The following is a 21,442-nucleotide window of genomic DNA, read 5'->3' as shown; positions in this document are numbered from 1 at the left end:
TATGAAACACGACGGGTATTTCAGCTCGAGCAGGAAATCTCCAGATGCTTGCCCCAATCCGGCGGCAAAGCGGCAAGATCGTCGTATTCTGGCGCATCGGCGAACGGCGTCAACAACGCCTGATGCAGGCGCGCCAGCTTGCTGACATCATCCTGCTCGGCACGCTCAATCGCCTGCTGCGCCAGATAATTGCGCAGGATTAATTTGGGATTTGCCGCCTTCATCGCCTGCTGCCGTTCACTGTCGCTCACCTGCTCTTGCTGCAAACGCTGCCGATATTGCTGATACCAAGCGTCGAATGCGCCGCGATCGATAAACTCGTCCCGCAACGGCGACTGCGCCTGTTGCTGTTCCGTCTGGCTCAGCAAGCGGAAAGTACGGGTATAGTCGCGCCCCTCTTGCGCCATGAGGCTCAACAGCCCGGTCAGCAGATCGTTATCCTGAGTCGACTGGATGAAAAAGCCGAGTTTGGCGCGCATCTGCTCTCCATAGGCTCGCATCAACGCCGGTTCATAGGCCGCCAGCGCCTGCTGCAACTGCTCTGTGGTCATCAACCCGGACAGCGCCTGCGCCAGCCGGTGGAGGTTCCACAGCGCAACCGCGGGTTGATTATCAAAGGCATAACGCCCCTGATGATCCGAATGGTTGCAGATAAAGTCAGGTTTGTAATCATCGAGGAAAGCGTAAGGGCCATAATCGATGGTGATGCCAAGGATCGACATATTATCAGTGTTCATCACGCCGTGAGCGAACCCGACGGTCTGCCAATGCGCGATTAAGCGCGCAGTGCGTTCAACAACGTCAATAAACCAGGGTAAATAGCCGTCGTCGTGATCCTTCAACTGCGGCCAATGGCGAGCGATCACAAAATCGGCCAGCTGTTGCACCTGCTCCGGCTGTTTGCGGTAGTAAAAATGCTCAAAATGGCCGAAGCGCACATGGCTTTCCGCCACGCGCAGTAACATCGCGCCACGCTCCGGTTGTTCACGGAAAACGGGCTGTTCGCTGGTCACCAGAGTCAACGCGCGCGTGGTCGGGATGCCCAGATGATGCAACGCCTCGGAGGCCAGAAATTCACGGATCGCCGAACGCAATACGGCACGCCCGTCGCCCATCCGCGAATAAGGCGTTAGCCCCACGCCTTTCAGATGCCAGTCCATGCTGCGGCCATCCGCCAGCTTTTGCTCGCCGAGCAAGATGCCACGGCCGTCACCCAATTGCCCGGCCCACACGCCAAACTGGTGGCCGCTGTACACCTGCGCCAACGGCTGCATACCGGGCAGCAGTCTTTCACCCGACCATATCGGGGTCTTGTCCTGGGTAAACCAGCTTTCGTCCAACCCCAGCTCTCGCGCCAGCGGTTCACTGTGATACAGCAGGCGAGCGCCCTTCAGCGGCGTGGGTTTCAATTCGGTATAAAAACCGGGTAACTGGTGGTGATAAGCGTTTTCAAACTGCGGCATAGGCCCTCCGTATCCGCTTAGTGTAGAGCCTGGGCGTGCGGATTAACACAGAGGAAATGCAGGGAGAACACCTCTGTCGAGAATCCAGGCAGAGGCGGAGGAGAGTCGTTTGCATCGATAGGGTTTAAACGCCTGATTGTGCCGATGAACGGAAGGCTTTATCCGCGGGAAATTCATGAGAAATAACAGGGCAGGAATCACAGCAAAATCACCCGATCCATTATTACTCTGGGGTGGGCAGCGCTATCGATTATTGTTATTGAACTCTTCAGGTGTGACCCGCAAAGCGACCAAATTATCCACACCAACGCTGGGCCATAAAAAACCCTGCAAACCAAAAACACCGGCATGCCTGAGCTTATTAAAATACTCCTTCTTCTCAATGCCGCAGACAATCACTCCCTTGCACAGCAGGTTGATATTCTTTAATAGCGAGTCTATGACTACGTCATATCCTTGGTGGGCAAACAGCTGCCAGTAAAAATGTTTGTCGATTTTCACATAGTCGAACAGCCCGTCATACAATGCGGTCAATGTCGCTTGCCCTGAACCAAAATTATCCAGCCACAGCGTGAACATTTCGCTTAGCCGGCTGACCTTGGTATTGTTCTTTCCCGCCGAAAGATTCGGAAAGGCCTCACTGATCTCCAATGCAATAAACGACCACTGCCGTAGGCGTTGACACAGCAGATCGTCAGCGAGGATCGCATCGACAATGGTTTCTTCGATATTGAGGGTCAACAGCACGTCGTGCTCGATAAACCAACAGGCATGTTGCTCCGCCAGTCTCAATTGCTCGTTAAATAACTCAACCCTTTGAGCGGGAGTCAATAACGTAATCCCAATGTCAGCCGGCATGGCTAAATCACCGTCCAGGCTATTGAAACGGCATAAAATTTCTACCGCCAGCAGTCTGCCGTCCATTGAGTAAACAGGTTGAAAAACATAGCGACTAATAAAGTCAGCTTCGAATTGAATTTTCATTTTAATGCCACAGGCAGAATGGCGAGCAGCTGATCGTATATCAATATATTTTATCGATCAATCCCCCTGAGATTAATCGGAAATATCAATGTAATTACCAATAAGTTATCATTTAATTGATAGATTAAAGCTATGCGTAGTTCGCAAGAAAATGAATAAAAAACAATTTAACTTATGACAAAATCAGAGCGGAGCGAATGAAATCGAGAGGCATTTCACTTAAGGGATAGAGTAATGCTTAAAATTTGACTTATCTCCATTGTTTTAATTAAAGAAATTCCTATCGGTTTGAAAACGTATCTTTTGCACTCAACGCAATTACGCTCCAATTTCATAACAACTGATTAAATTCGATAACACATCAATTCACTGCGTTATTCTCAGCATTGAAACAACCCAAAAAATGCCCACCTTGATTTTTAGCGAATTTATGCTGAGTCTGCATTTACGCCTTTTTTGACGATGAGATACAACAAGAAAGTAGGGGCCGCACGACGTAAAAAGGGATGAACTGCCTCATCCCAGGATAATTGAAGCCTGAATGTTATCTGATTGTCTCGACCAACCATTGCCGCAGTTCAGCCAACTCGGCGGCATGTTCGGGAAACTGCGCGATCAAACTGTCGCAACAACTTGCCACAGCCTCACTGCGGTAGGCGCATCCCACCAGCCGCTCTGCCAACTGTTGCAACGGCGCAGGGTTAAGGCTATCGGTAAAAATCTGCGCCCGGTCAATGGCTCCCTTTTCCACATCAAAGAAGATATCCACCCCGCCCCAGGCAAAGCGCTCATTCAGTAAATGGCTAAATGCAGGCGCTTTGCCGAAATTCCATTCCCAGCTGCTTTGTCTGGCGAACTGCGCGGCGAAATCCGGCAAATCGGGATAAACATCGGGGGAGATGATTTCCGCCCTGGCGGTGTCACCATAATGCTCAAAGAATGCCTGAGTCACAGCATCACATATCTGTTGGTGGTTGATATCAGGCCTGAACTCCGCCAGGTTGGCGACACGAGAGCGTACTGAGCTGATACCCTTGGCCTGCAATTTTTTGGGGTCCGGGTTAAGGTAATCCGCCAGGCGGTTTAGATCGGCGTTCAGTAATAACGTGCCATGGTGAAACCCGCGATCCTGAGTTTCACGGTAGGCCGAGCCGGATATTTTACGCACGCCCTCTGCGGTGTCGATCACCAGATCATTTCGCCCTGAAGCCGTGGCGGAGATCCCCAATCGTGTCAGCGCCGCCAGAATAATGCCGGTGGAGACGGTTTTATCGTAGCCGGGCTTCCCCGCCATAAAGGTAAAACAGGTGTTGCCCAGATCGTGAAATACCGCTCCGCCCCCGCTGCTGCGCCGCGCCAGCCGGATCCCATCCTGCTCCATCCGTCGGGTGTTGCACTCTTTCCACGGGTTTTGTGACTGGCCAATGACCACGGTTTCGGCGTTGCGCCATAAGAACAGGATTTTCTGCGTGGTCATCTCGCGGAAGATGCACTCTTCCACGGCCAGATTGAACCAGGGATCGTAGGAGTCGGAAATCAGTAAGCGTAGGCTATTCATGGCAGTCACCGTTAAGGACGTGATGCCGCCATGATACACCGAATCAAAGAGTTAAGGTTAAATGCGTCGCGCCTGCCAGTAGGCTCGCTTCCAATAGACATTGTCCAGCGAGGAGCGAATAACGCCGCGGCTGGTTGAGGCATGGATAAATTGATCGTTGGTATCGTAGATACCCACGTGTAAACCATTTTCACCCGCGCCGGTTTTGAAAAACACCAGATCGCCCGGCATCAATTCATCACGCGAGACTTTTGTGCCGAGCTCGGTTTGCTCTTCGGTAGAACGCGGCAATTGCATATCGAAACGGTCACGGAAGGTGCGATAGACAAATCCGGAGCAGTCGACACCGCCGCGATCCATCCCGCCATAACGATATGGCGTGCCGTACCATTGCCGCAGTTGCTCATTCAATTGAGCCACTACCACGATCGAGTCGGCCAACCGGCCGCTTGGCGGCGGCGCATGGCTGCTGCAACCGGCAAGAATTAAACTGGCTAATAAAAACCAAACACGCATCCGCATAATATCCCTTCATTGAACCCGTTGCCGCATCATGCCGCACGGTCAACCACACCGCCAGCGAGGCAAAGTCGGCGCCACGTTAGGAGAGAGCTATTTGGCGCTAATTTATCTCCCGCATGGGGAAAAAGGCAAGCACTGTGAAGGAGATAATCGCGTTGGCGCCAATTTTTGCGCTATTGGGCCGTTTTTACCCCGGCCTTGCTGTTAATCAGCCACACCCCAAACAGGATAAACAGCGTGCCCAGCGTTTTCAGCAGGGTGGCGGATTCATTAAACCAGGGCAGGATCACCGCAGCCAGGTACACCAGCGCATAGCTGACGCTCAACAGCGGATAAGCGCGGTTGAGCGGCAAATGATGCAGCGCAAAGAACCAGCACAGCATCGACAACGCATAGCCAAAAATACCGCAACCCACCGCCAGCAGCGGCAACCAGTAATGCATGAGCAGCGCCAATGTCACGTCGGCGAACGACATCAGCGGGATCTGCGCCATGCCCCACTTCATCAACAGCTGCGCCAGCGTCACCAACAATACGCTGGCAGCGCCCCAGGCGTAGCCCCTCATGGGTGTACACTCATCAACAGGATCCCCAGCATAATGGACGCTACGCCACACCAGTGGCGCAAAGTGGTCGGTTCCTGAAACAGCCAGCGGGCAGCCAGCGTCACCAGCACAAAATTCAGGCTGAGCATCGGGTACGCCAGGCTGAGCGGCAAACGTTGCAACACGTTGAGCCACACCGCCATGCCGGCCCCCAGCAGCAACACCGCCAGCGTCAGCCAGCGCAGCGTTGGCCCCCGTCTGACGTCCGGCGGCAATTGCCAGCACAGAGCGGCCTGTTTCTGACACAGCTGCCCACCGCAGGTGAGCAGACTGACCACAATCACCAACAGGTAACCGATCATCATGGTTGCTGTTGATACCAAACCAGCGCCAGGCGGTTCATCTCAATAATCTTGTCTGCGGTCGGTAAGTTTTTCGGCACGTGATCCCCTCTCGACAATTGCAATACCAGCGAGACATCGCCCTGCTTGCGCGCCTGTGCCAACCACTGCGGGAAATCTTCATCGCTGATGAAATGGCTGCGGGCATCCGGGTAGTCCAGACCATAAGACACTTCGCCCTTCTCGCTGAACATCAGCACGTCGCTGCGCTTCAGTTCCCAGGCCAGGCCGGCGGCTACCCCCACGCTGTCTGTCAGCACATAGCGGCTATGGCTTAATTCTGCCATGTTCACCCGTGCGAAGTTTTGCGGCAACTTGGAATCGGTCACCTGTTGCGGAATCGCATAGCCAATCAGCAGACACAGCAGCAACGGACAGGCGGCAGCCCAGCGCCAGCGGCGTGCATTATCACGCACCGACACCACGGCGAACAGTAACCACCCGGCAAAGGCGATAATGCCGATCACTATCTTCGGCCATTCCTGGGCGCTAAACAAATGCACCTTGGGTAACAGACCACTACCGATAACCAACAGCGCCAATACGCCGATCGCGCCAAACAATCCGTTCAGCAGCGCATTGACTTTGAATGCCTTGCTGCGCAGTGCAGCCGCATAATCCTCGGCATAGGCCGCCATCAACAGCGCCAGCGGCGCCATGCACGGCAGAATATAGGTCGGCAGCTTACCCTTGGCGATGCTGAAGAAGATCAGTGGCATCACTACCCAACTGAACAGGAAAAACAGCTCAGGGCGATTGATGCGTTCACGCCAGCCTTTGATCAGCGCCCCTGGCAGCAACGCCGCCCACGGCAGCACCCCGGCAAACAGAATCGGAATGTAGTACCAGAACGGTGCCTTATGCTGCGCGTTGTCCTCGGCGAAGCGCTGAATATGCTCCACCCAGAAGAAGTAGTTCCAGAAGTCCGGTTCTCGCTGGGCAATGGCCAGCGCCCAGGGCAGGCTGAGCAACACCGCCACCACGATCGCCACCGGGCCGTAAATAAGAAGATCTTTAATCCGCCGTTGCTGAATGACAATCGGGATCACCGCAATCACCGGCACCGCCAGCGCCAGGAACCCCTTGGTCATAAAGCCCATGCCGCAGGCCAAACCCAGCAACACGTAACCGCCCAGCTTACCTTTGACCGTGGTGGCTTTCAGCGTCAGGTAATAACTGACCATCGCTGCGGCCAGCCACAGTGAGATCATCGGATCCAGTACGCTGTAGGTACCGATGCTGAACACCAGTACCATCGACAGGAAAATCAGCACCGCCAGGCTGGCGCGGCGCGCATTGCGCCACATCAGCATCGCCAGCGCAAATACAAGCAGCGCGGTCATGCCGGTGCTGAATACCGAGCCGAAACGCACCGCAAAGTTGGTCTCGCCAAACAGCCATTGGCTGATGTTGTTAAACCAGTAACCGGCTACCGGTTTTTCAAAATAACGCAGGCCAAGCAGATTGGGCACTACCCAGTCGCCACGCTGCAACATCTCGCGGCTGATTTCGGCATAGCGGGTTTCATCAGGTTGCCACAGCAGGCGCCCATTGAGGGGAATCAGGTAAACCAGAGCAAAAAAAATGGCCAGCAAGATGGCCCATGATCCTTTTAGCGCCTTCATGAATCGTCCTTCACATCGGTTTGACAACCCAGCCAACCTTCGCGGCCGGGGAAAGGAGCACGCTTGATGCGGCCCAATGGCAATGAAGCCAAATCGTGCGGCAGCAGTTTGCTTAACGGACAGAATGCTATGCCCTGTCGTTGCGCGCGCTGCAGTAACTGTTCGAACATCGCTACCTGCGACATCCCTTCTACTTCGGTATGAATGGTATACACCGGCACGCCCTGGTCGTTTTCAATGGCTTGCAGAATGTAATCGTTGAAGTCGGCCATACTGACTTCACTGCCAATCACCTCGTCAAAAGTGGGTAACGTAACCGGGATCTGCACGGTGCCCAGACGACCATCGCTTAACTGCGGGCGGAATGGGTGGGTGCCGCGACAGTCGCTGTTATAGTGAAAACCGAAACGCTGCTTCACCTCCAGCACCCGCGTATCCGCACGCCAGCCGGCTACCGCCGAGCATTTTACCGGCTGGCCGGTACTGGCGGTTAGTGCATCCACACCCCGTTGAACCTGCTGCGTCAGTTGCGCCTCAGACCAGCGGCCGACGTTCGCCTGCCAGCCCTGATGATCCCACGCGTGCAGCCCCACTTCATGCCCGGCCTCGGCGGTACGTTTCATCAACGGCCCCAACTTGCGGGAAATATTGCGCCCCGGCCAGGCGGTACCTGCCAGCAGGATATCCCAGCCATACAGTGACGCGGCGTTCGAACGCAGCATTTTCCACAGGAATTTCGGACGGAAAAGGCGCCACAGATGGCGCCCCATATTGTCCGGTCCTACGCTGAAGAAGAAACTGGCCTGAATATCGTACTTGTCGAACAGTTCCAGCAACTGCGGCACCCCTTCACGGGTACCGCTGAAGGTATCTACATCAACTCGCAGGCCGACTTTCTTCATGCACCTTTACCTTCCTGGACGGTAGTGCGCAGGAAGTAATCCAACGTATCGGCAACGGTCTGCTGCATCGCAATGGTCGGCTGCCAACCCAGCAGGCGACGGGCATTCTTGATGCTCGGCGTACGGTGCTCAACGTCCTGATACCCTTTACCGTAATAGCTGCTGCTTTCTACATCCTTAAAGCCGGCAAACGGCGGGAAGCTGTCGCGCAACGGGTGATTGTTGAAACTCTCAAGCAGCATTTCCGCCAGTTCACGGATGCTGGCCTCATTGGTCGGGTTACCGATATTGACGATCTGACCGTCACACAAACCGTCGCGGTTTTCGATAATGCGGAACAGCGCTTCGATACCGTCGTTGATGTCGGTAAAGCAGCGTTTTTGCGCCCCGCCGTCCATCAGTTTGATCGGCGAACCTTCCACCAGATTGAGGATTAACTGGGTGATAGCACGTGATGAACCGATACGCGCCGCATCCAGATTATCCAGGCGTGGGCCCATCCAGTTAAACGGACGGAACAGGGTGAACTTCAACCCTTCCTTGGCGCCGTATGCCCAGATCACTCGGTCCAACAACTGCTTGGATACCGAGTAAATCCAGCGCTGTTTGTTGATCGGCCCGACAATCAGACGCGAGTGGTCTTCATCAAATTCTTTGTCGTCGCACATGCCGTACACCTCGGAGGTGGACGGGAAGATAATGCGCTTATTGTATTTCACGCAGTCGCGGACGATTTTCAGGTTTTCTTCGAAATCCAGCTCGAACACGCGCAGCGGATTGCGGGTGTATTCGATAGGCGTTGCAATGGCTACCAGCGGCAGCACCACGTCGCATTTCTTGATGTGATACTCGATCCACTCGGAGTGAATGCTGATATCCCCTTCCACAAAGTGGAAGCGCGGATTATCCAGGAAACGGCTGATGGCATCAGAGCCGATATCCAGACCGTAAATATCGTAACGATCGTCACGCAGCAGGCGTTCTGTCAGGTGGTTACCGATAAAACCGTTAACGCCCAAGATCAACACGCGGGTTCTGCGTTTCATGACCGCATTGGCCTTCGCGGCCAGGCGCACATCGGTCACAATGCCCATTTCCTGCGCCAGACGGCTGCCCTGCACGTACAGACCTGCCTCGTTTTGCCCGGCAACGATTTCCAGCGCACCTTCACCGCAAGCGATGATCAGCGGTGAGGTGCTGAGCACGGTGCCCGGTTGTTTATCATGCTGGGCATCCAGCACGCGGGCACGCCAGACGATCAGTTTACGCTGGCCAAGGTAGCTGAATGCACCGGGGTAAGGCTCGGTGACCGCACGGATCAGGTTGTTGATTTCCTGTGCGGATTTATGCCACAAAATTTCACCGTCTGCTGCGGTGCGACGGCCAAAATAGCTCGCGTCGGCTTCATTTTGCGCAGTGAATGAGGCGGTGCCGTTTTTCAGCTTAGGCAGTTCATCTTTCAGCAGCGTCTGTGCCGCTTCCAGCACTTTTTTATGCAGCGTCAGCGCCGTATCGTCAGCGGCGATCGTCACTTTGCGCTGGCCAACGATATCCCCGGCGTCCGGGCGTTTGACCATCTTATGCAACGTAGCGCCGGTTTCGGTTTCGCCATTGACCAGCGCCCAGTTCACCGGTGCGCGGCCGCGGTAGCGCGGCAGCAACGAGCCGTGCAGGTTGAACCCGCCAAGCCGTGCCAGCGACAGGATCTCATCGCTCAACAGGTTGCGGTAATAGAATGAGAAAATAACGTCCGGTTGCATCTGACGGATGCGCTCGATCCACAACGGGTGGTTAACGTCCTCCGGCGCATAGACCGGCAACTCCAATTCAGCGCCTAAACGGGCTACGGAGGAGAAGAAGTTGTTCTCACCAGGATCGTCGGTATGCGTGAATACCGCCTGAACGTCATAGCCTGCGTCAGTCAGCGCTTTCAAACCCGCGCAGCCAATATCATGGTAAGCAAATACAATAGCTTTCATCATTCTTCTTCCTGAGTATTGTGAACCGGCTGTTCGCCGACCACTTTCTGAACAAAATAACGAGGACGAGCGCGTACGTCGGTATAAATACGACCTATGTATTCTCCCAACAGACCCATGCCGACAAATTGAGCGCCAATAAAGGTAAACAGCACCGCAAACAGCGTGAACACCCCGCCGCCCGACCATTCGGGCCCCATAATCAAACGCAGGGCGATCAGCACTACCGCCAGCACAAAACCTGAGAGCGCCACCACGCTGCCTACAACGCTGAGCAAACGCAGCGGCGTTGTCGTCAGGCAGGTGAGCAAGTCGTACATCAGGTTAATCAACTTCATCAGGCTGTATTTGGAATCGCCAAACTCACGTTCGGCGTGCAGCACGTCGATTTCGGTGGTACGCCGGGCAAAGGTGTTCGCCAGGATTGGGATAAAGGTGCTTCGTTCGTGGCAATTCAACATGGCTTCGATAATATGCCGGCGGTAGGCGCGCAACATGCAGCCGTAATCGCCCATCGATTTACCGGTGGCACGTTGGATCATCATATTGATGATGCGTGAGGCGCTTTTGCGGAACCAGGAGTCCTGACGGTTGGCGCGCACGGTACCCACGACGTCATAACCCTCTTCTGCGACCCGCACCAGGCGCGGGATCTCTTCCGGCGGGTTTTGCAAATCGGCGTCCAGCGTAATCACCAAATCGCCGCTCACCTGATTGAAGCCGGCCATGATCGCCGAATGTTGGCCGTAATTACGGTTCAGCAGAACGGCAATCACGCAGCTGCCCGGTTGTTCTGCCGCAGCGGTCAGCATATCGGCGGAGTCGTCGCTGCTGCCGTCATCGACCAGGATAATTTCATAAAGCTGAGTCAGTTGTTTACAGGCGGCGGTAGTACGCTCAAGCAAGGCGGGCAAACTTTCCTGCTCGTTGTATACCGGGATCACCACCGAAACTTTTTTTATCGGTTCAACGCGAGACACGTAACGACTCCACAACAGAAGATAAGGCGTTGACCACGCGATCTACATCGCCGTCGGTCATATCAGGGAATAACGGTAAGGTACACAGACGCGCCGAGTTCCATTCGGTGTTCGGCAACGACAGCTGCGGATAACGTTCGCGGTAAAATTTTTGGGTATGGGCAGCGCGAAAATGCAGACCGGTACCGATACCCAACGCCTTCAGGCGTTCCATCAGCTGGTCGCGATCGATGCCGCAACGTTCGGCATCAACACGCACCATAAACAGATGCCAGGCGTGATCATGCGGGTAATCAGGCAGCCCCAGCGGCTGGAAAGGCGAACCTTCCAGCGCGGCCAAATAACGCTGGGCCAGCGCTTTGCGACGGGCGTTCAACTGCGGCAGACGAGCTAACTGCACGACAGCGATGGCCGCGTGAATATCCGAAAGGTTGTATTTGTAGCCCGGTTCCACCACCTCTGCCTGCGGCTTGCGCCCCAGTTGTTGGCGATCGAAGGCGTCAACCGCCAGTCCGTGGAACTTCAGGCAACGCACGCGATCGGCCAGCGCATCGTCGTCGGTGGCAATCAGGCCACCCTCGGCGCAGGTCAGGTTTTTAATCGCATGGAAGGAAAAAATTGCCGTGCCGCGTGCGCCGACCCACTCGCCGTTGTAACGGGCACCCACCGCATGGGCAGCATCTTCGATCAGGGGGAGGTTGTGGCGCGCTGCCACATCGCGCAAAGCGTCCATCTGCAACGGCGCACCGGCGTAATGCACCGGGACAATGGCTTTGGTTTTAGCCGTAATGGCCGCTTCGACATCGGAGGCACTGACCATCAGCGTATCGCGATCAACATCAATCATCACCGGCGTTGCGCCAAGCAATTCAATCATATTGAGGGTGGAAACCCAGGTTTGCGAAGGTGTGATAACCTCATCACCCGGGCCAATGCCCAGCGCCATCAGGGTGATGTGCATGCCCGCAGTGGCGGAACAAACGGCTATGGCGTGTTTACATCCGAAGGTGGAGCAGAATTCGTTTTCCAATTGCTGATTCTGCGGCCCGGTGGTGATCCAGCCAGAGCGCAATACCTTTTCTACCGCTGCGATCTCTTCGTCGCCAATGGCAGGGCGAGAAAAAGGTAAAAATTCATCCATAGTTAACCCCAAACGTATCAAATTTCTTTAATGACACTGTAGATCTCTTTCATTTAACGAATATTAAACGCCAGAGAGAATCGTTCCTGGTGGATTGGTTGCCAATGTACGGCCGCAAGCTTAACTAAACCTTAAGGTAAGATTAATTGCCAGTTGGCTATCAGATTTAAGAGATTCATCATCAAGGAATAAATAATTCATTAAAATCAATTAATTATACTTATAAATAATTACTTACTTATTTTATTTGAACTAAATCAGCGTAGCACGTCAGCGACGGTTTTCAAGGCGGGGGAGTTAATTTAAAAGAGAAAAAGAAATAACGGCTTAAGGTTAGCCGTCTATTTATATCGGGTCCGTTTAATTTACGTTTAAGCCGATTTTCGCGCTACGCCGTCTTGGTCATGATCCAGCGCTGATCGCCAACCGCCTGCAGATGAAAGTCGACGTCATAAATCTGTGAAAGCAATACCGGTTCCATCACTTCTCGTGTAACGCCCTGCGCGACCAGCCGGCCGGCGTGCAACAGCCAAACCCGATCGGCCTGCTGCAAAGTATGGTTGAGATCGTGCGCGCAAACCAAAGCACTGCGACCGCTCTGGCAAAACTCACGCAACAGGCGATCCAGTGCTACCTTCTGCGCCACGTCCAGACTATTGGTCGGTTCGTCCAGCAGCAGCAGTTGGCTGTAGGGGTTAACCGTCGGCCACACCTGAAGCAACACCGCAGCCAGACGCACCCGTTGCCATTCACCGCCAGAAAGCTGAGTCAGCATACGTGGCAATTTATCCATCAGCTTTAAACGTTGGCAAAGATAGAGGATGGTGCTCTCCACCGCAGTTTCAGCGGCGCCCGCCGGTTGGTGTAATGCCAGGTATTGGAACACGGGCATCAACGCGACAGGGGGCTGCTGCTGACTTAAGTAAGCGCGACGCAGCGCCAGTTCACTCCCCTGATAGCCGGCCAGCGGTTGCCCCGCCAGCAAGAGTTCCCCTGAACCGGGCAGCATGCCCGCCAGCCGAGCCAGCAGCGTACTTTTACCGGCGCCGTTCGGGCCGATAAGGTGATACTGCAACCCAGCATCAACCTGCGCTGAAAACGGGGCCAAACGCCCTTCTACCCCAACCTGACTGAGCTGCAGCATGATGGATTACCGCTCCTTGTTATCCGGCCAGCGCCTGTTTGACAGCGGCTACCAGCGTCGGATCTTCCGGCGTCGTGTCCGGCGAGAAACGCTCGATCACTTGACCATCGCGCCCAATCAGGAACTTTTCAAAGTTCCACAGGATATCGCCTGTTTGCTTCGGTGCGCGGCCTTTGCTGCTCATACGCGTCAGGAACTCGCTGCCCTCTGGCGCGACCGCCTGCGGTTTTGCGGCAATCAACGCCTGATACAACGGATGGCGGTCGTCGCTGTTCACTTCAATTTTGGCGAACATCGGGAACTGTACGCCGAAGGTTCCGCGGCAAAACGCCAGGATCTCTTCATTGCTGCCGGGTTCCTGCCCCAGGAACTCATTGGACGGGAAGCCCAGCACCTCAAAACCCTGGGCCCGATAGGTTTCGTACAAGGCTTCCAGCCCTTCATATTGCTTGGTCAAGCCACATTCCGACGCCACGTTAACCACCAACAGCGCTTTGCCTTCAAATTCGCCCAAGGTGGTAGATTGATTTTCGATAGTGTTTACCGGAATGTCATAGATAGGTTGAGACATAGCTTTATCCTCTTGTTTTGTTTGCAGGTGAACAGAAGAAACTACCTTACGCTTTTTACCCGGGTCAGTAACCAGATAAATAACGGTGCTCCGAGGGTGGCAGTTACCACCCCAATGGGTAATTCTGCCGACAACAGGGTGATGCGCGCCACCACATCAGCCGCCAGCAACACGCCGCCACCGGCCAGCGCGCATCCGGGCAGCAGGTAACGCTGGTTGGTCAGACCGCTGAGGCGCAGCATATGCGGGATCACCAGTCCGACAAAACCAATCACCCCGGCCAGCGCCACACTGACGCCCACCAGCCAGCCAATCGCCAACACCAACAGGTTGCGCCACAGATGCAAAGAGAGCCCGAGCTGACGCGCCTGAATCTCCCCCAGGGCCATAAAGTTCAGCGCCTTGCCTTGGCAACACAACCAAAGCAGTACCGGCAGCAGGGCCAGCACCAACCACTTTTGCCGCCAGTCAACACCGCCAAACCCGCCCATCATCCAATACATCAGTTGGCGCAGATCCAGGCTGGAACTGAAGTACACCGCCCAGGTCATCACCGCGCTGCAAACGATGCCCAGCGCAACCCCCACCAACAGCAAGCGCGCATTGGTTAACCGCCGACGGCGGGCAAAACTGAGCAGCAGAAAAGTCATGATTAACGCGCCGACGATGGCGCTCAGGCTCATCAGCGCCACCGGCAGCAAACCGTTGCCCAGCAACACCGTCAGCACCAGCGCCACGCCGGCGCCGTTCGCGACTCCCAACAGGCCCGGTTCGGCCAAGGGGTTTTCGAACAACGCCTGCATAACTGCCCCGGCCACCGCCAAGCTGGCGCCTACCAACATCACAGCCAGCGCACGCGGCAACCGCAACTGCCAGACAAACAGCTGCGCGGGCTCGCTCAGCCACTGTGAGGGCCAAAGCCAGATATCGCCGGCACTGAGGCTGAAAACAAAAGCCACCGCAACGCCCAGCATCAACAGCCACAGATGGCGTTTGTCGCGAGTGCGTTGGTTTTGGAGCAATAAAGAAAAGGTTTGGCTGGTCAGCATTGGCGCGGCGATTCCCTGCAGGCCGTATTTACGGCCGAATGATTGACGTCTGGGTCAAATATTAGGGGGTTAGCGCCAGAAGGGGAAGCATTGCATAAGCACAATGACAGGAAAACGGCGGCTGCGTCTGCCCGTCACCCACAGGTGATGGCAAAAACAGCCGCTGTAAAATTAATTAAGGGCGCGGGCCATTGCCGTTCGGCGGATAGGGTTCGCCATTGCCGTGACCGCGGCTATTGTCATTGCCACGGCCTTGATCGTTACTGCGGCCCTGCTCGTTACCACGACCATTGTCATGGCGGTTGCCGTTATCATGATTATCGCGTTCGCCACGGAACGGATTACCGTCGCGATCCGGGCCACGGTGCTCATAACCACGCGGTGGCTTCGGTTGCCAACGGCCTCCGTCCCAGTACATGCCATGGTTATTCCGCTCACCCATGCCGCGGCCCTGATGAGCATGCCACCACTGCGGCGGACGCCAGTCGTAACCATCCCAATAATAGCCCCGGCGGTCCTGATCGCCCAGATGTACCGAAACGCCCGGCACGTTGATATCAATAGAGACATCCGCCTGCGCAGCCACCGGCAGCAGCAACGGTAAACAAACCAGCAACAGGAACTTTTTCATTTTATGTTCTCACTTTATTTTCTCGCTTGAGTGGTTATATCAGCGCATTTATTTAGCGCCTATCTCACCAATGCCTATTTTCAGATCGTTTTCATCTCCCTTACGAAATCCATACACTCCAGCCCTGCCGTTTAATTAATATAATTGCTGACAACCTTTAACAAATAACTGACGTACTTATCGCCACCAGGCTATTTATAATTAAGCCAACAACCACCGGAGAGACATTATTATGATTAAGCGCATTGGAATGTTATTGACCGTTGCCGTACTGGCTTCCGCGCTCAGCGCCTGCTGCTTCGGCCCACACGGCGGCGGGCACCGTGGCGGCGGACCGGGTCACTACTATAATCATTATTAACCATCAGGGGCCTCGGCCCTTTTTTTATTCAAAAAGTAATTAACACAAAATAGCCATAAGAATAATCCGCAACAAACATATTATTTTAGTCTGAACAAGAGGGATTAATATCACCACCTGAAAAATATCGTGGCGGCATAATTTAAGAATACGCCTAATTTAACTCAAAAAAAGAAAAAGGCCGCAAAGCGGCCTTTTTGGTTTCATGCAACTTACTCTTTCGGGCTGGCGTTCTCTACCCGACTTTTCAGCTTTTGTCCCGGACGGAAAGTGACCACGCGGCGCGCCGTAATCGGAATGTCCTCGCCAGTCTTCGGGTTACGCCCAGGACGTTGGTTCTTGTCACGCAAATCAAAATTGCCAAAACCTGACAGTTTAACCTGCTCACCGTTCTCGAGAGCACGACGTACCTCTTCGAAAAACAGTTCTACCAGGTCTTTGGCATCCCGTTTGCTAAGCCCAAGCTTTTCAAACAGGTGTTCTGACATTTCAGCTTTAGTAAGCGCCATAGGTTCAATCCCTCAAGGATGCTTGGAATCGCTGTTTTAGAGCCTCTACGCATCTTGCAACGGTAGCGGCTATCTCCTCTTCTTCCAGTGTACGAGCGGTATCCTGCAATACCAGACTGATAGCCAGGCTCTTATCGCCCTCCGCTACGCCCTTGCCACGGTACACATCAAACAAGTTTACGCCAACTACCTGATTTGCGCCAACTTTCTTACACTCTGCCAAAATATCTTCTGCGGCGACGTTTTCAGCCACCACAACGGCGATATCGCGGCGGTTTGCCGGGAAGCGAGAAATCTCCCGCGCCTGAGGCACGGCGCGGCTTGCGACCTTGTTCCACTCCAGTTCGAACACCACTGTACGGCCGTTAAGATCCAGTTTACGTTCAAGTTCCGGATGAACCACACCGATGAAACCTACGCGTTCACCCTGTAAATAAATCGCCGCGCTTTGCCCAGGATGCAATGCCGGATTGGCCTCGGCTTTGAACTGAATTTCGGATAATTTACCGGTCAGTTCGAGTACCGACTCCAGATCGCCTTTTAAATCATAGAAGTCGACCGGCTTACGCGCCAGATCCCAGTGTTCTTCATGCGTATGGCCCGCAATCACCCCTGCCAGCATGACATCCTGACGGATACCCAGATTTGCCGCAGTATCAGGCACAAAGCGCAACCCGCTTTCAAACAGGCGCAGGCGGCTTTGCTGACGATTCTGGTTATACACCACCGCAGACAGCAGGCCGGTCCACAATGACAGACGCATAGCCGACATCTCTACCGAGATTGGGCTTGGCAGGATCAACGCCTCTTCGCCCGGGTGCAGCAAGGCCTGCACTTTAGGATCAACGAAGCTGTAGGTGATCGCTTCCTGGAAACCGTGATCGACCAGCAGAGTTTTCACGCGTTTCAGCGTCAGATCGGCTTCGCGGTGCTTGGTCATGACCAGATCGGCACGTACCGGCACGTCAGGAATATTGTTGTAGCCATAAACGCGCGCGACTTCTTCTACCAGGTCTTCTTCGATTTCCATATCGAAACGCCAGCTCGGCGCCACCGCCAGCCAGTTATCGCCCTGCTCGGTCACCTGACAACCCAGACGACGCAGAATATCGCTCACCTGCTCGCTTGGTACCACATGACCAATCAAACGATCCAGCTTTTCACGGCGCAACGTAATAGTGGCGCGCTTTGGCAATTCGCTTTCGGTGGTGACATCAATAACCGGGCCGGCCTGGCCGCCGCAGATATCAATCAGCAGGCGGGTAGCGCGCTCCATCGCCTTGTACTGCAGCGCAGGGTCAACGCCACGCTCATAGCGATGTGAAGCGTCGGTGTGCAGGCCCTGACGACGCGCACGGCCGGTAATCGACAGCGGGCTGAAGAAGGCGCACTCCAGCAACACATCCTGGGTCTCGTCATTCACCCCTGAATGTTCACCACCAAAGATGCCGCCCATCGCCAGCGCTTTTTGGTGATCGGCAATCACCAGGGTGTCTGCATTCAGTTTGGCTTCATTGCCGTCCAGCAGCGTCAGGGTTTCCCCTTCTTCGGCCATACGCACCACGATACCGCCTTCAATGCGGCTCAGGTCGAAGGCGTGCATTGGCTGACCCAGTTCCAGCAGCACGTAGTTGGTAACGTCAACCACCGCGTCAATGGAGCGGATGCCGCAACGACGCAGTTTCTCACGCATCCACAGCGGGCTGGCAGCCTTAACGTTGATGCCTTTGACTACGCGACCCAGGTAACGCGGGCACGCCTGCGGCGCATCAACGCGGATCGGCAGCGTATCATCGATAGTGGCGGCAACCGGGCTCATGTCCGGTTCGGTGAGTGCCACCTGATTCAGCACGCCAACATCACGCGCTACGCCGATGATGCCCAGACAGTCGGCGCGGTTAGGCGTCACGCTGATTTCGATCGTGTTGTCGTTCAGCTTCAGGTATTCACGGATGTCGGTGCCAATCGGCGCATCTTCCGGCAGTTCGATAATACCGTCGTGATCGCCGGAAATGCCCAATTCGGAGAACGAGCAGAGCATGCCTTCAGAAGGTTCGCCACGTAATTTGGCGGCTTTGATTTTGAAATCGCCCGGCAGCACTGCGCCCACGGTGGCAACGGCCACTTTCAGGCCAGTCCGGCAGTTCGGCGCACCGCAGACGATATCCAACAAGCGGTCGCCGCCTACGTTAACCTTGGTCACGCGCAGTTTGTCCGCATTTGGATGCTGACCGCATTCAACCACATGGCCAACCACCACGCCGTTGAAGACGCCGGCTACTGGCTCCACGCCGTCCACTTCCAGGCCGGCCATGGTGATTTGATCGGATAATGCTTCGCTGCTGATGGCCGGGTTTACCCACTCGCGCAACCAGAGTTCACTGAATTTCATGTGATATTCCCGCCTTACTTAAACTGTTTGAGGAAACGCAGATCGTTTTCGAAGAACGCGCGCAGGTCGGTGACGCCATAACGCAACATCGTCAGACGCTCCATGCCCATGCCGAAAGCAAAGCCGGAATAGATTTCCGGGTCGATGCCCACGTTGCGCAGAACGTTCGGATGCACCATGCCGCAGCCAAGAACTTCCAGCCACTTACCGTTTTTGCCCATGACGTCCACTTCAGCGGACGGTTCGGTAAACGGGAAGTACGACGGACGGAAACGAACCTGCAAGTCCTCTTCAAAGAAGTTATTCAGGAAATCATGCAGCGTGCCCTTCAGATTGGTGAAGCTGATGTCTTTGTCGACAATCAGGCCTTCCATCTGATGAAACATCGGGGTGTGCGTTTGGTCGTAATCGTTACGGTAAACGCGACCCGGCGCAATAATGCGAATTGGCGGCTGTTGGCTCTTCATGGTACGGATCTGCACGCCGGAAGTCTGAGTGCGCAGCAGGCGCGTGGCATCGAACCAGAAGGTGTCGTGATCGGCGCGCGCCGGGTGGTGCCCGGGGATGTTCAGCGCGTCGAAGTTATGATAATCGTCTTCAATTTCCGGTCCGGTCTCGACTGAGAAGCCCAGTTCGCCAAAGAAGGCTTCGATACGATCGATGGTGCGGGTCACCGGATGCAGCCCGCCATTTTCCATACGACGGCCTGGCAGGGAAACGTCAATAGTCTCTGCAGCCAGACGCTCGTTCAGCGCAGCGGATTCCAACGTGTTTTTACGCGCGTTCAGCGCATCCTGCACCGCTTGTTTTGCCTGGTTGATCACCGCCCCGGCCGCCGGGCGATCTTCCGCCGGCACGTCACGCAGCGATTGCATCTGCAAGGTAAAATGGCCTTTCTTGCCTAAATATTCGACGCGTACCAAATCCAACGCGGCAACATCCTGGGCATCTTCTACGGCTGCTTTAGCATTGGCAACCAGCTCTGCGAGATGTGGCATTGCTTTCCTCTTCCTCTGGCCGGTATGGCCCTAAGTAATGACTGATAATTGTATGTTATCTGGCCTATGTCATACCCACAGGATTTCAAGCTACAGCCAGGCGGCAAGTGGGTGAATCCCCGGGAGCTTAGATAACTAAGTGACTGGGGTGAACACACGCGGCCAACGCCGCTGTAGTTTGAAAGACAAAGGGTATGGCCAAAAACAAAAAAGCCTCCACAGGGGAGGCTTAGGCGCTACTTTTCGTTTCTTTTCTTACGCGCAAAGCCTCCTGAGATCAGGCGCTAAAGTAAAAAAAGAAACGAAAAATAACAGCGTGCATGATTGCTTAACCTTGTCGATTGATTGCCCACCAGTGATATAGCGGCGGTCAATAAAAGTCAATATTTGTACTGAAAAACAAAGATAAAAGAGGGAGCAAGCTCCCTCTTTTACTGACTTACGCCAGTGCTGCTTTCGCTTTCTCAACCAGTGCGCCGAAGGCCACTTTGTCGAAGACTGCGATGTCAGCCAGGATCTTACGGTCAATTTCAATAGAGGCTTTTTTCAGGCCGTTAATGAATTTGCTGTAAGACAGGCCGTTCACACGAGCTGCTGCGTTGATACGTGCAATCCACAGCTGACGGAACTGACGCTTACGTTGACGACGGTCACGGTAAGCATACTGACCTGCTTTGATTACTGCCTGGAAGGCAACACGATAAACGCGCGAACGGGCACCGTAGTAACCTTTCGCTTGTTTTAAAATTTTCTTGTGACGTGCGCGTGCAATTACACCACGTTTTACGCGAGCCATATGCTCTCTCCTAAAGTCTTATTCTGGATTCAAAAAAAATGGCTTATGCGTACGGAAGGCACGCAACAACCAGGACCATATCGTTTTTAGACACCATGCCTTTCGGACGCAGGTGACGTTTACGCTTGGTTGCTTTTTTGGTCAGAATATGACGCAGGTTAGCATGCTTGCGCTTAAAACCACCGCTGCCGGTTTTTTTGAAGCGTTTGGCTGCACCACGTACAGTTTTAATCTTTGGCATTTTAATTAAATCCACTTCGCATTGTTAAACAACGATCAGTAAGGCGAATAAAACCCACACAACGCAAGCGCTGCGCGGGTTTGATTACTTGGAAGCCTTTACTGTCTCTTTTTCGGTGCGAGCACCATGATCATCTGACGGCCTTCGATCCTCGTAGGGAAGGATTCGACAATGGCCAAATCAGAATCTTCACACAGGTCTTTACGGACGCGATTAAGCACTTCCATACCGATCTGTTGGTGCGCCATCTCACGTCCGCGGAAACGCAGGGTGATTTTGGCTTTATCGCCATCTTCCAGAAAGCGAATCAGGTTGCGTAGTTTGACCTGATAGTCGCCATCATCGGTACCAGGACGGAATTTGATTTCCTTGACCTGAATGACTTTTTGCTTCTTCTTCTGTTCTTTGGTCGACTTGCTCTTCTCGTAGAGGAATTTGCCGTAATCCATGATTCGGCAAACTGGCGGTTCGGCATTTGGGCTGATTTCTACTAAATCAACGCCCGCTTCCTCAGCTTTTTCAAGAGCTTCATTCAGACTGACAATACCAATCTGCTCGCCATCGACGCCGGTTAGGCGAACTTCTTGCGCGCGAATTTCTCTGTTAATGCGATTAGGACGCGCCGGTTGAACTCGTTTTCCGCCTTTAAT

At 54.3% G+C, this 21,442-nt stretch carries 23 protein-coding genes and 1 other annotated feature; of the genes, 1 reads left to right on the top strand and 22 read right to left on the bottom strand.

Going from position 1 to position 21,442, the window contains the following annotated elements; all coding sequences use genetic code 11:
• Positions 1-20: 20 nt before the first annotated feature.
• The 15 genes from JEM67_RS12395 to JEM67_RS12325 form a co-directional block, all read right to left on the bottom strand.
• Positions 21-1,463: a protein adenylyltransferase SelO gene (locus JEM67_RS12395; RefSeq protein WP_199639084.1), complete on the bottom strand. Its 1,443-nt coding sequence runs from the start codon at positions 1,461-1,463 to the stop codon at positions 21-23.
• Positions 1,464-1,706: 243 nt separating this feature from the next.
• Positions 1,707-2,447: an EAL domain-containing protein gene (locus tag JEM67_RS12390; protein WP_199639082.1), complete on the bottom strand. Its 741-nt coding sequence runs from the start codon at positions 2,445-2,447 to the stop codon at positions 1,707-1,709.
• Between the two features lie 544 nt (positions 2,448-2,991).
• Entirely contained in the window at positions 2,992-4,005 is a 1,014-nt protein-coding gene (locus tag JEM67_RS12385; RefSeq protein WP_199639080.1) for a lipoate--protein ligase A, read from the bottom strand.
• 57 nt (positions 4,006-4,062) lie between these two features.
• On the bottom strand, positions 4,063-4,527 hold the full coding sequence (locus JEM67_RS12380; RefSeq protein WP_004943635.1) for an NlpC/P60 family protein: 465 nt from the start codon (positions 4,525-4,527) through the stop codon (positions 4,063-4,065).
• Positions 4,528-4,700: 173 nt separating this feature from the next.
• Positions 4,701-5,093 carry a 4-amino-4-deoxy-L-arabinose-phosphoundecaprenol flippase subunit ArnF gene (gene arnF / locus JEM67_RS12375; RefSeq protein WP_004943631.1) on the bottom strand — a complete coding sequence of 131 codons (393 nt, stop codon included), beginning with the start codon at positions 5,091-5,093 and terminating at the stop codon, positions 4,701-4,703.
• A complete protein-coding gene (gene arnE / locus JEM67_RS12370) occupies positions 5,090-5,437 on the bottom strand; it encodes a 4-amino-4-deoxy-L-arabinose-phosphoundecaprenol flippase subunit ArnE (protein ID WP_199639377.1) in 348 nt (115 codons plus the stop codon). Before arnE ends, arnF begins: the two co-directional genes overlap by 4 nt.
• Complete coding sequence (arnT, locus tag JEM67_RS12365) at positions 5,434-7,098, bottom strand: lipid IV(A) 4-amino-4-deoxy-L-arabinosyltransferase (RefSeq protein ID WP_199639078.1); 1,665 nt, start codon at positions 7,096-7,098, stop codon at positions 5,434-5,436. The genes arnE and arnT overlap by 4 nt, the downstream gene beginning before the upstream one ends.
• The gene (gene arnD / locus JEM67_RS12360; protein ID WP_199639076.1) at positions 7,095-8,000 is read right to left on the bottom strand and encodes a 4-deoxy-4-formamido-L-arabinose-phosphoundecaprenol deformylase; all 906 of its coding nucleotides are present in this window, start codon (positions 7,998-8,000) and stop codon (positions 7,095-7,097) included. The genes arnT and arnD overlap by 4 nt, the downstream gene beginning before the upstream one ends.
• Complete coding sequence (gene arnA / locus JEM67_RS12355; protein ID WP_199639375.1) at positions 7,997-9,979, bottom strand: bifunctional UDP-4-amino-4-deoxy-L-arabinose formyltransferase/UDP-glucuronic acid oxidase ArnA; 1,983 nt, start codon at positions 9,977-9,979, stop codon at positions 7,997-7,999. The genes arnD and arnA overlap by 4 nt, the downstream gene beginning before the upstream one ends.
• The gene (gene arnC, locus JEM67_RS12350) at positions 9,979-10,959 is read right to left on the bottom strand and encodes an undecaprenyl-phosphate 4-deoxy-4-formamido-L-arabinose transferase (protein ID WP_199639074.1); all 981 of its coding nucleotides are present in this window, start codon (positions 10,957-10,959) and stop codon (positions 9,979-9,981) included. Before arnC ends, arnA begins: the two co-directional genes overlap by 1 nt.
• A complete protein-coding gene (arnB, locus tag JEM67_RS12345; protein ID WP_199639072.1) occupies positions 10,946-12,100 on the bottom strand; it encodes a UDP-4-amino-4-deoxy-L-arabinose aminotransferase in 1,155 nt (384 codons plus the stop codon). The genes arnC and arnB overlap by 14 nt, the downstream gene beginning before the upstream one ends.
• 388 nt (positions 12,101-12,488) lie before the next feature.
• Positions 12,489-13,244, bottom strand: a complete 756-nt coding sequence (btuD, locus tag JEM67_RS12340) for a vitamin B12 ABC transporter ATP-binding protein BtuD (protein WP_199639070.1) — start codon at positions 13,242-13,244, stop codon at positions 12,489-12,491.
• Between the two features lie 19 nt (positions 13,245-13,263).
• Positions 13,264-13,815 carry a glutathione peroxidase gene (locus JEM67_RS12335; RefSeq protein WP_199639068.1) on the bottom strand — a complete coding sequence of 184 codons (552 nt, stop codon included), beginning with the start codon at positions 13,813-13,815 and terminating at the stop codon, positions 13,264-13,266.
• A 41-nt stretch (positions 13,816-13,856) separates the two neighbouring features.
• A complete protein-coding gene (gene btuC, locus JEM67_RS12330) occupies positions 13,857-14,864 on the bottom strand; it encodes a vitamin B12 ABC transporter permease BtuC (protein ID WP_004943610.1) in 1,008 nt (335 codons plus the stop codon).
• Positions 14,865-15,039: 175 nt separating this feature from the next.
• Positions 15,040-15,495 carry a DUF2502 domain-containing protein gene (locus JEM67_RS12325; RefSeq protein WP_199639066.1) on the bottom strand — a complete coding sequence of 152 codons (456 nt, stop codon included), beginning with the start codon at positions 15,493-15,495 and terminating at the stop codon, positions 15,040-15,042.
• A gap of 232 nt (positions 15,496-15,727) precedes the next feature.
• On the opposite strand from JEM67_RS12325, the gene JEM67_RS12320 reads away from it, so the two are divergent.
• Entirely contained in the window at positions 15,728-15,856 is a 129-nt protein-coding gene (locus JEM67_RS12320) for a hypothetical protein (RefSeq protein WP_013812635.1), read from the top strand.
• Between the two features lie 212 nt (positions 15,857-16,068).
• On the opposite strand, the gene ihfA is transcribed toward JEM67_RS12320, so the two are convergent.
• The 7 genes from ihfA to infC form a co-directional block, all read right to left on the bottom strand.
• Positions 16,069-16,365, bottom strand: a complete 297-nt coding sequence (gene ihfA, locus JEM67_RS12315; RefSeq protein WP_004943604.1) for an integration host factor subunit alpha — start codon at positions 16,363-16,365, stop codon at positions 16,069-16,071.
• Between the two features lie 4 nt (positions 16,366-16,369).
• Positions 16,370-18,757 (bottom strand): phenylalanine--tRNA ligase subunit beta, encoded by a 2,388-nt coding sequence (pheT, locus tag JEM67_RS12310; protein WP_199639064.1) that lies wholly within the window; start codon positions 18,755-18,757, stop codon positions 16,370-16,372.
• A 14-nt stretch (positions 18,758-18,771) separates the two neighbouring features.
• Positions 18,772-19,755, bottom strand: a complete 984-nt coding sequence (gene pheS / locus JEM67_RS12305; protein ID WP_199639062.1) for a phenylalanine--tRNA ligase subunit alpha — start codon at positions 19,753-19,755, stop codon at positions 18,772-18,774.
• Positions 19,756-19,958: 203 nt separating this feature from the next.
• Positions 19,959-20,081: a sequence feature (Phe leader region), on the bottom strand.
• Positions 20,033-20,077 carry a pheST operon leader peptide PheM gene (gene pheM / locus JEM67_RS12300; protein ID WP_121608962.1) on the bottom strand — a complete coding sequence of 15 codons (45 nt, stop codon included), beginning with the start codon at positions 20,075-20,077 and terminating at the stop codon, positions 20,033-20,035. (Overlaps the previous feature by 45 nt.)
• A gap of 113 nt (positions 20,082-20,194) precedes the next feature.
• Complete coding sequence (gene rplT / locus JEM67_RS12295; protein WP_004943595.1) at positions 20,195-20,551, bottom strand: 50S ribosomal protein L20; 357 nt, start codon at positions 20,549-20,551, stop codon at positions 20,195-20,197.
• Between the two features lie 43 nt (positions 20,552-20,594).
• Entirely contained in the window at positions 20,595-20,792 is a 198-nt protein-coding gene (rpmI, locus tag JEM67_RS12290; RefSeq protein ID WP_004943591.1) for a 50S ribosomal protein L35, read from the bottom strand.
• Positions 20,793-20,890: 98 nt separating this feature from the next.
• Entirely contained in the window at positions 20,891-21,442 is a 552-nt protein-coding gene (gene infC, locus JEM67_RS12285; protein WP_013812633.1) for a translation initiation factor IF-3, read from the bottom strand.

This window comes from Serratia sp. PAMC26656 (assembly GCF_016469055.2).
GTDB lineage: Bacteria > Pseudomonadota > Gammaproteobacteria > Enterobacterales > Enterobacteriaceae > Serratia > Serratia plymuthica.
This window is presented reverse-complemented; position numbering and strand designations above follow the sequence as displayed.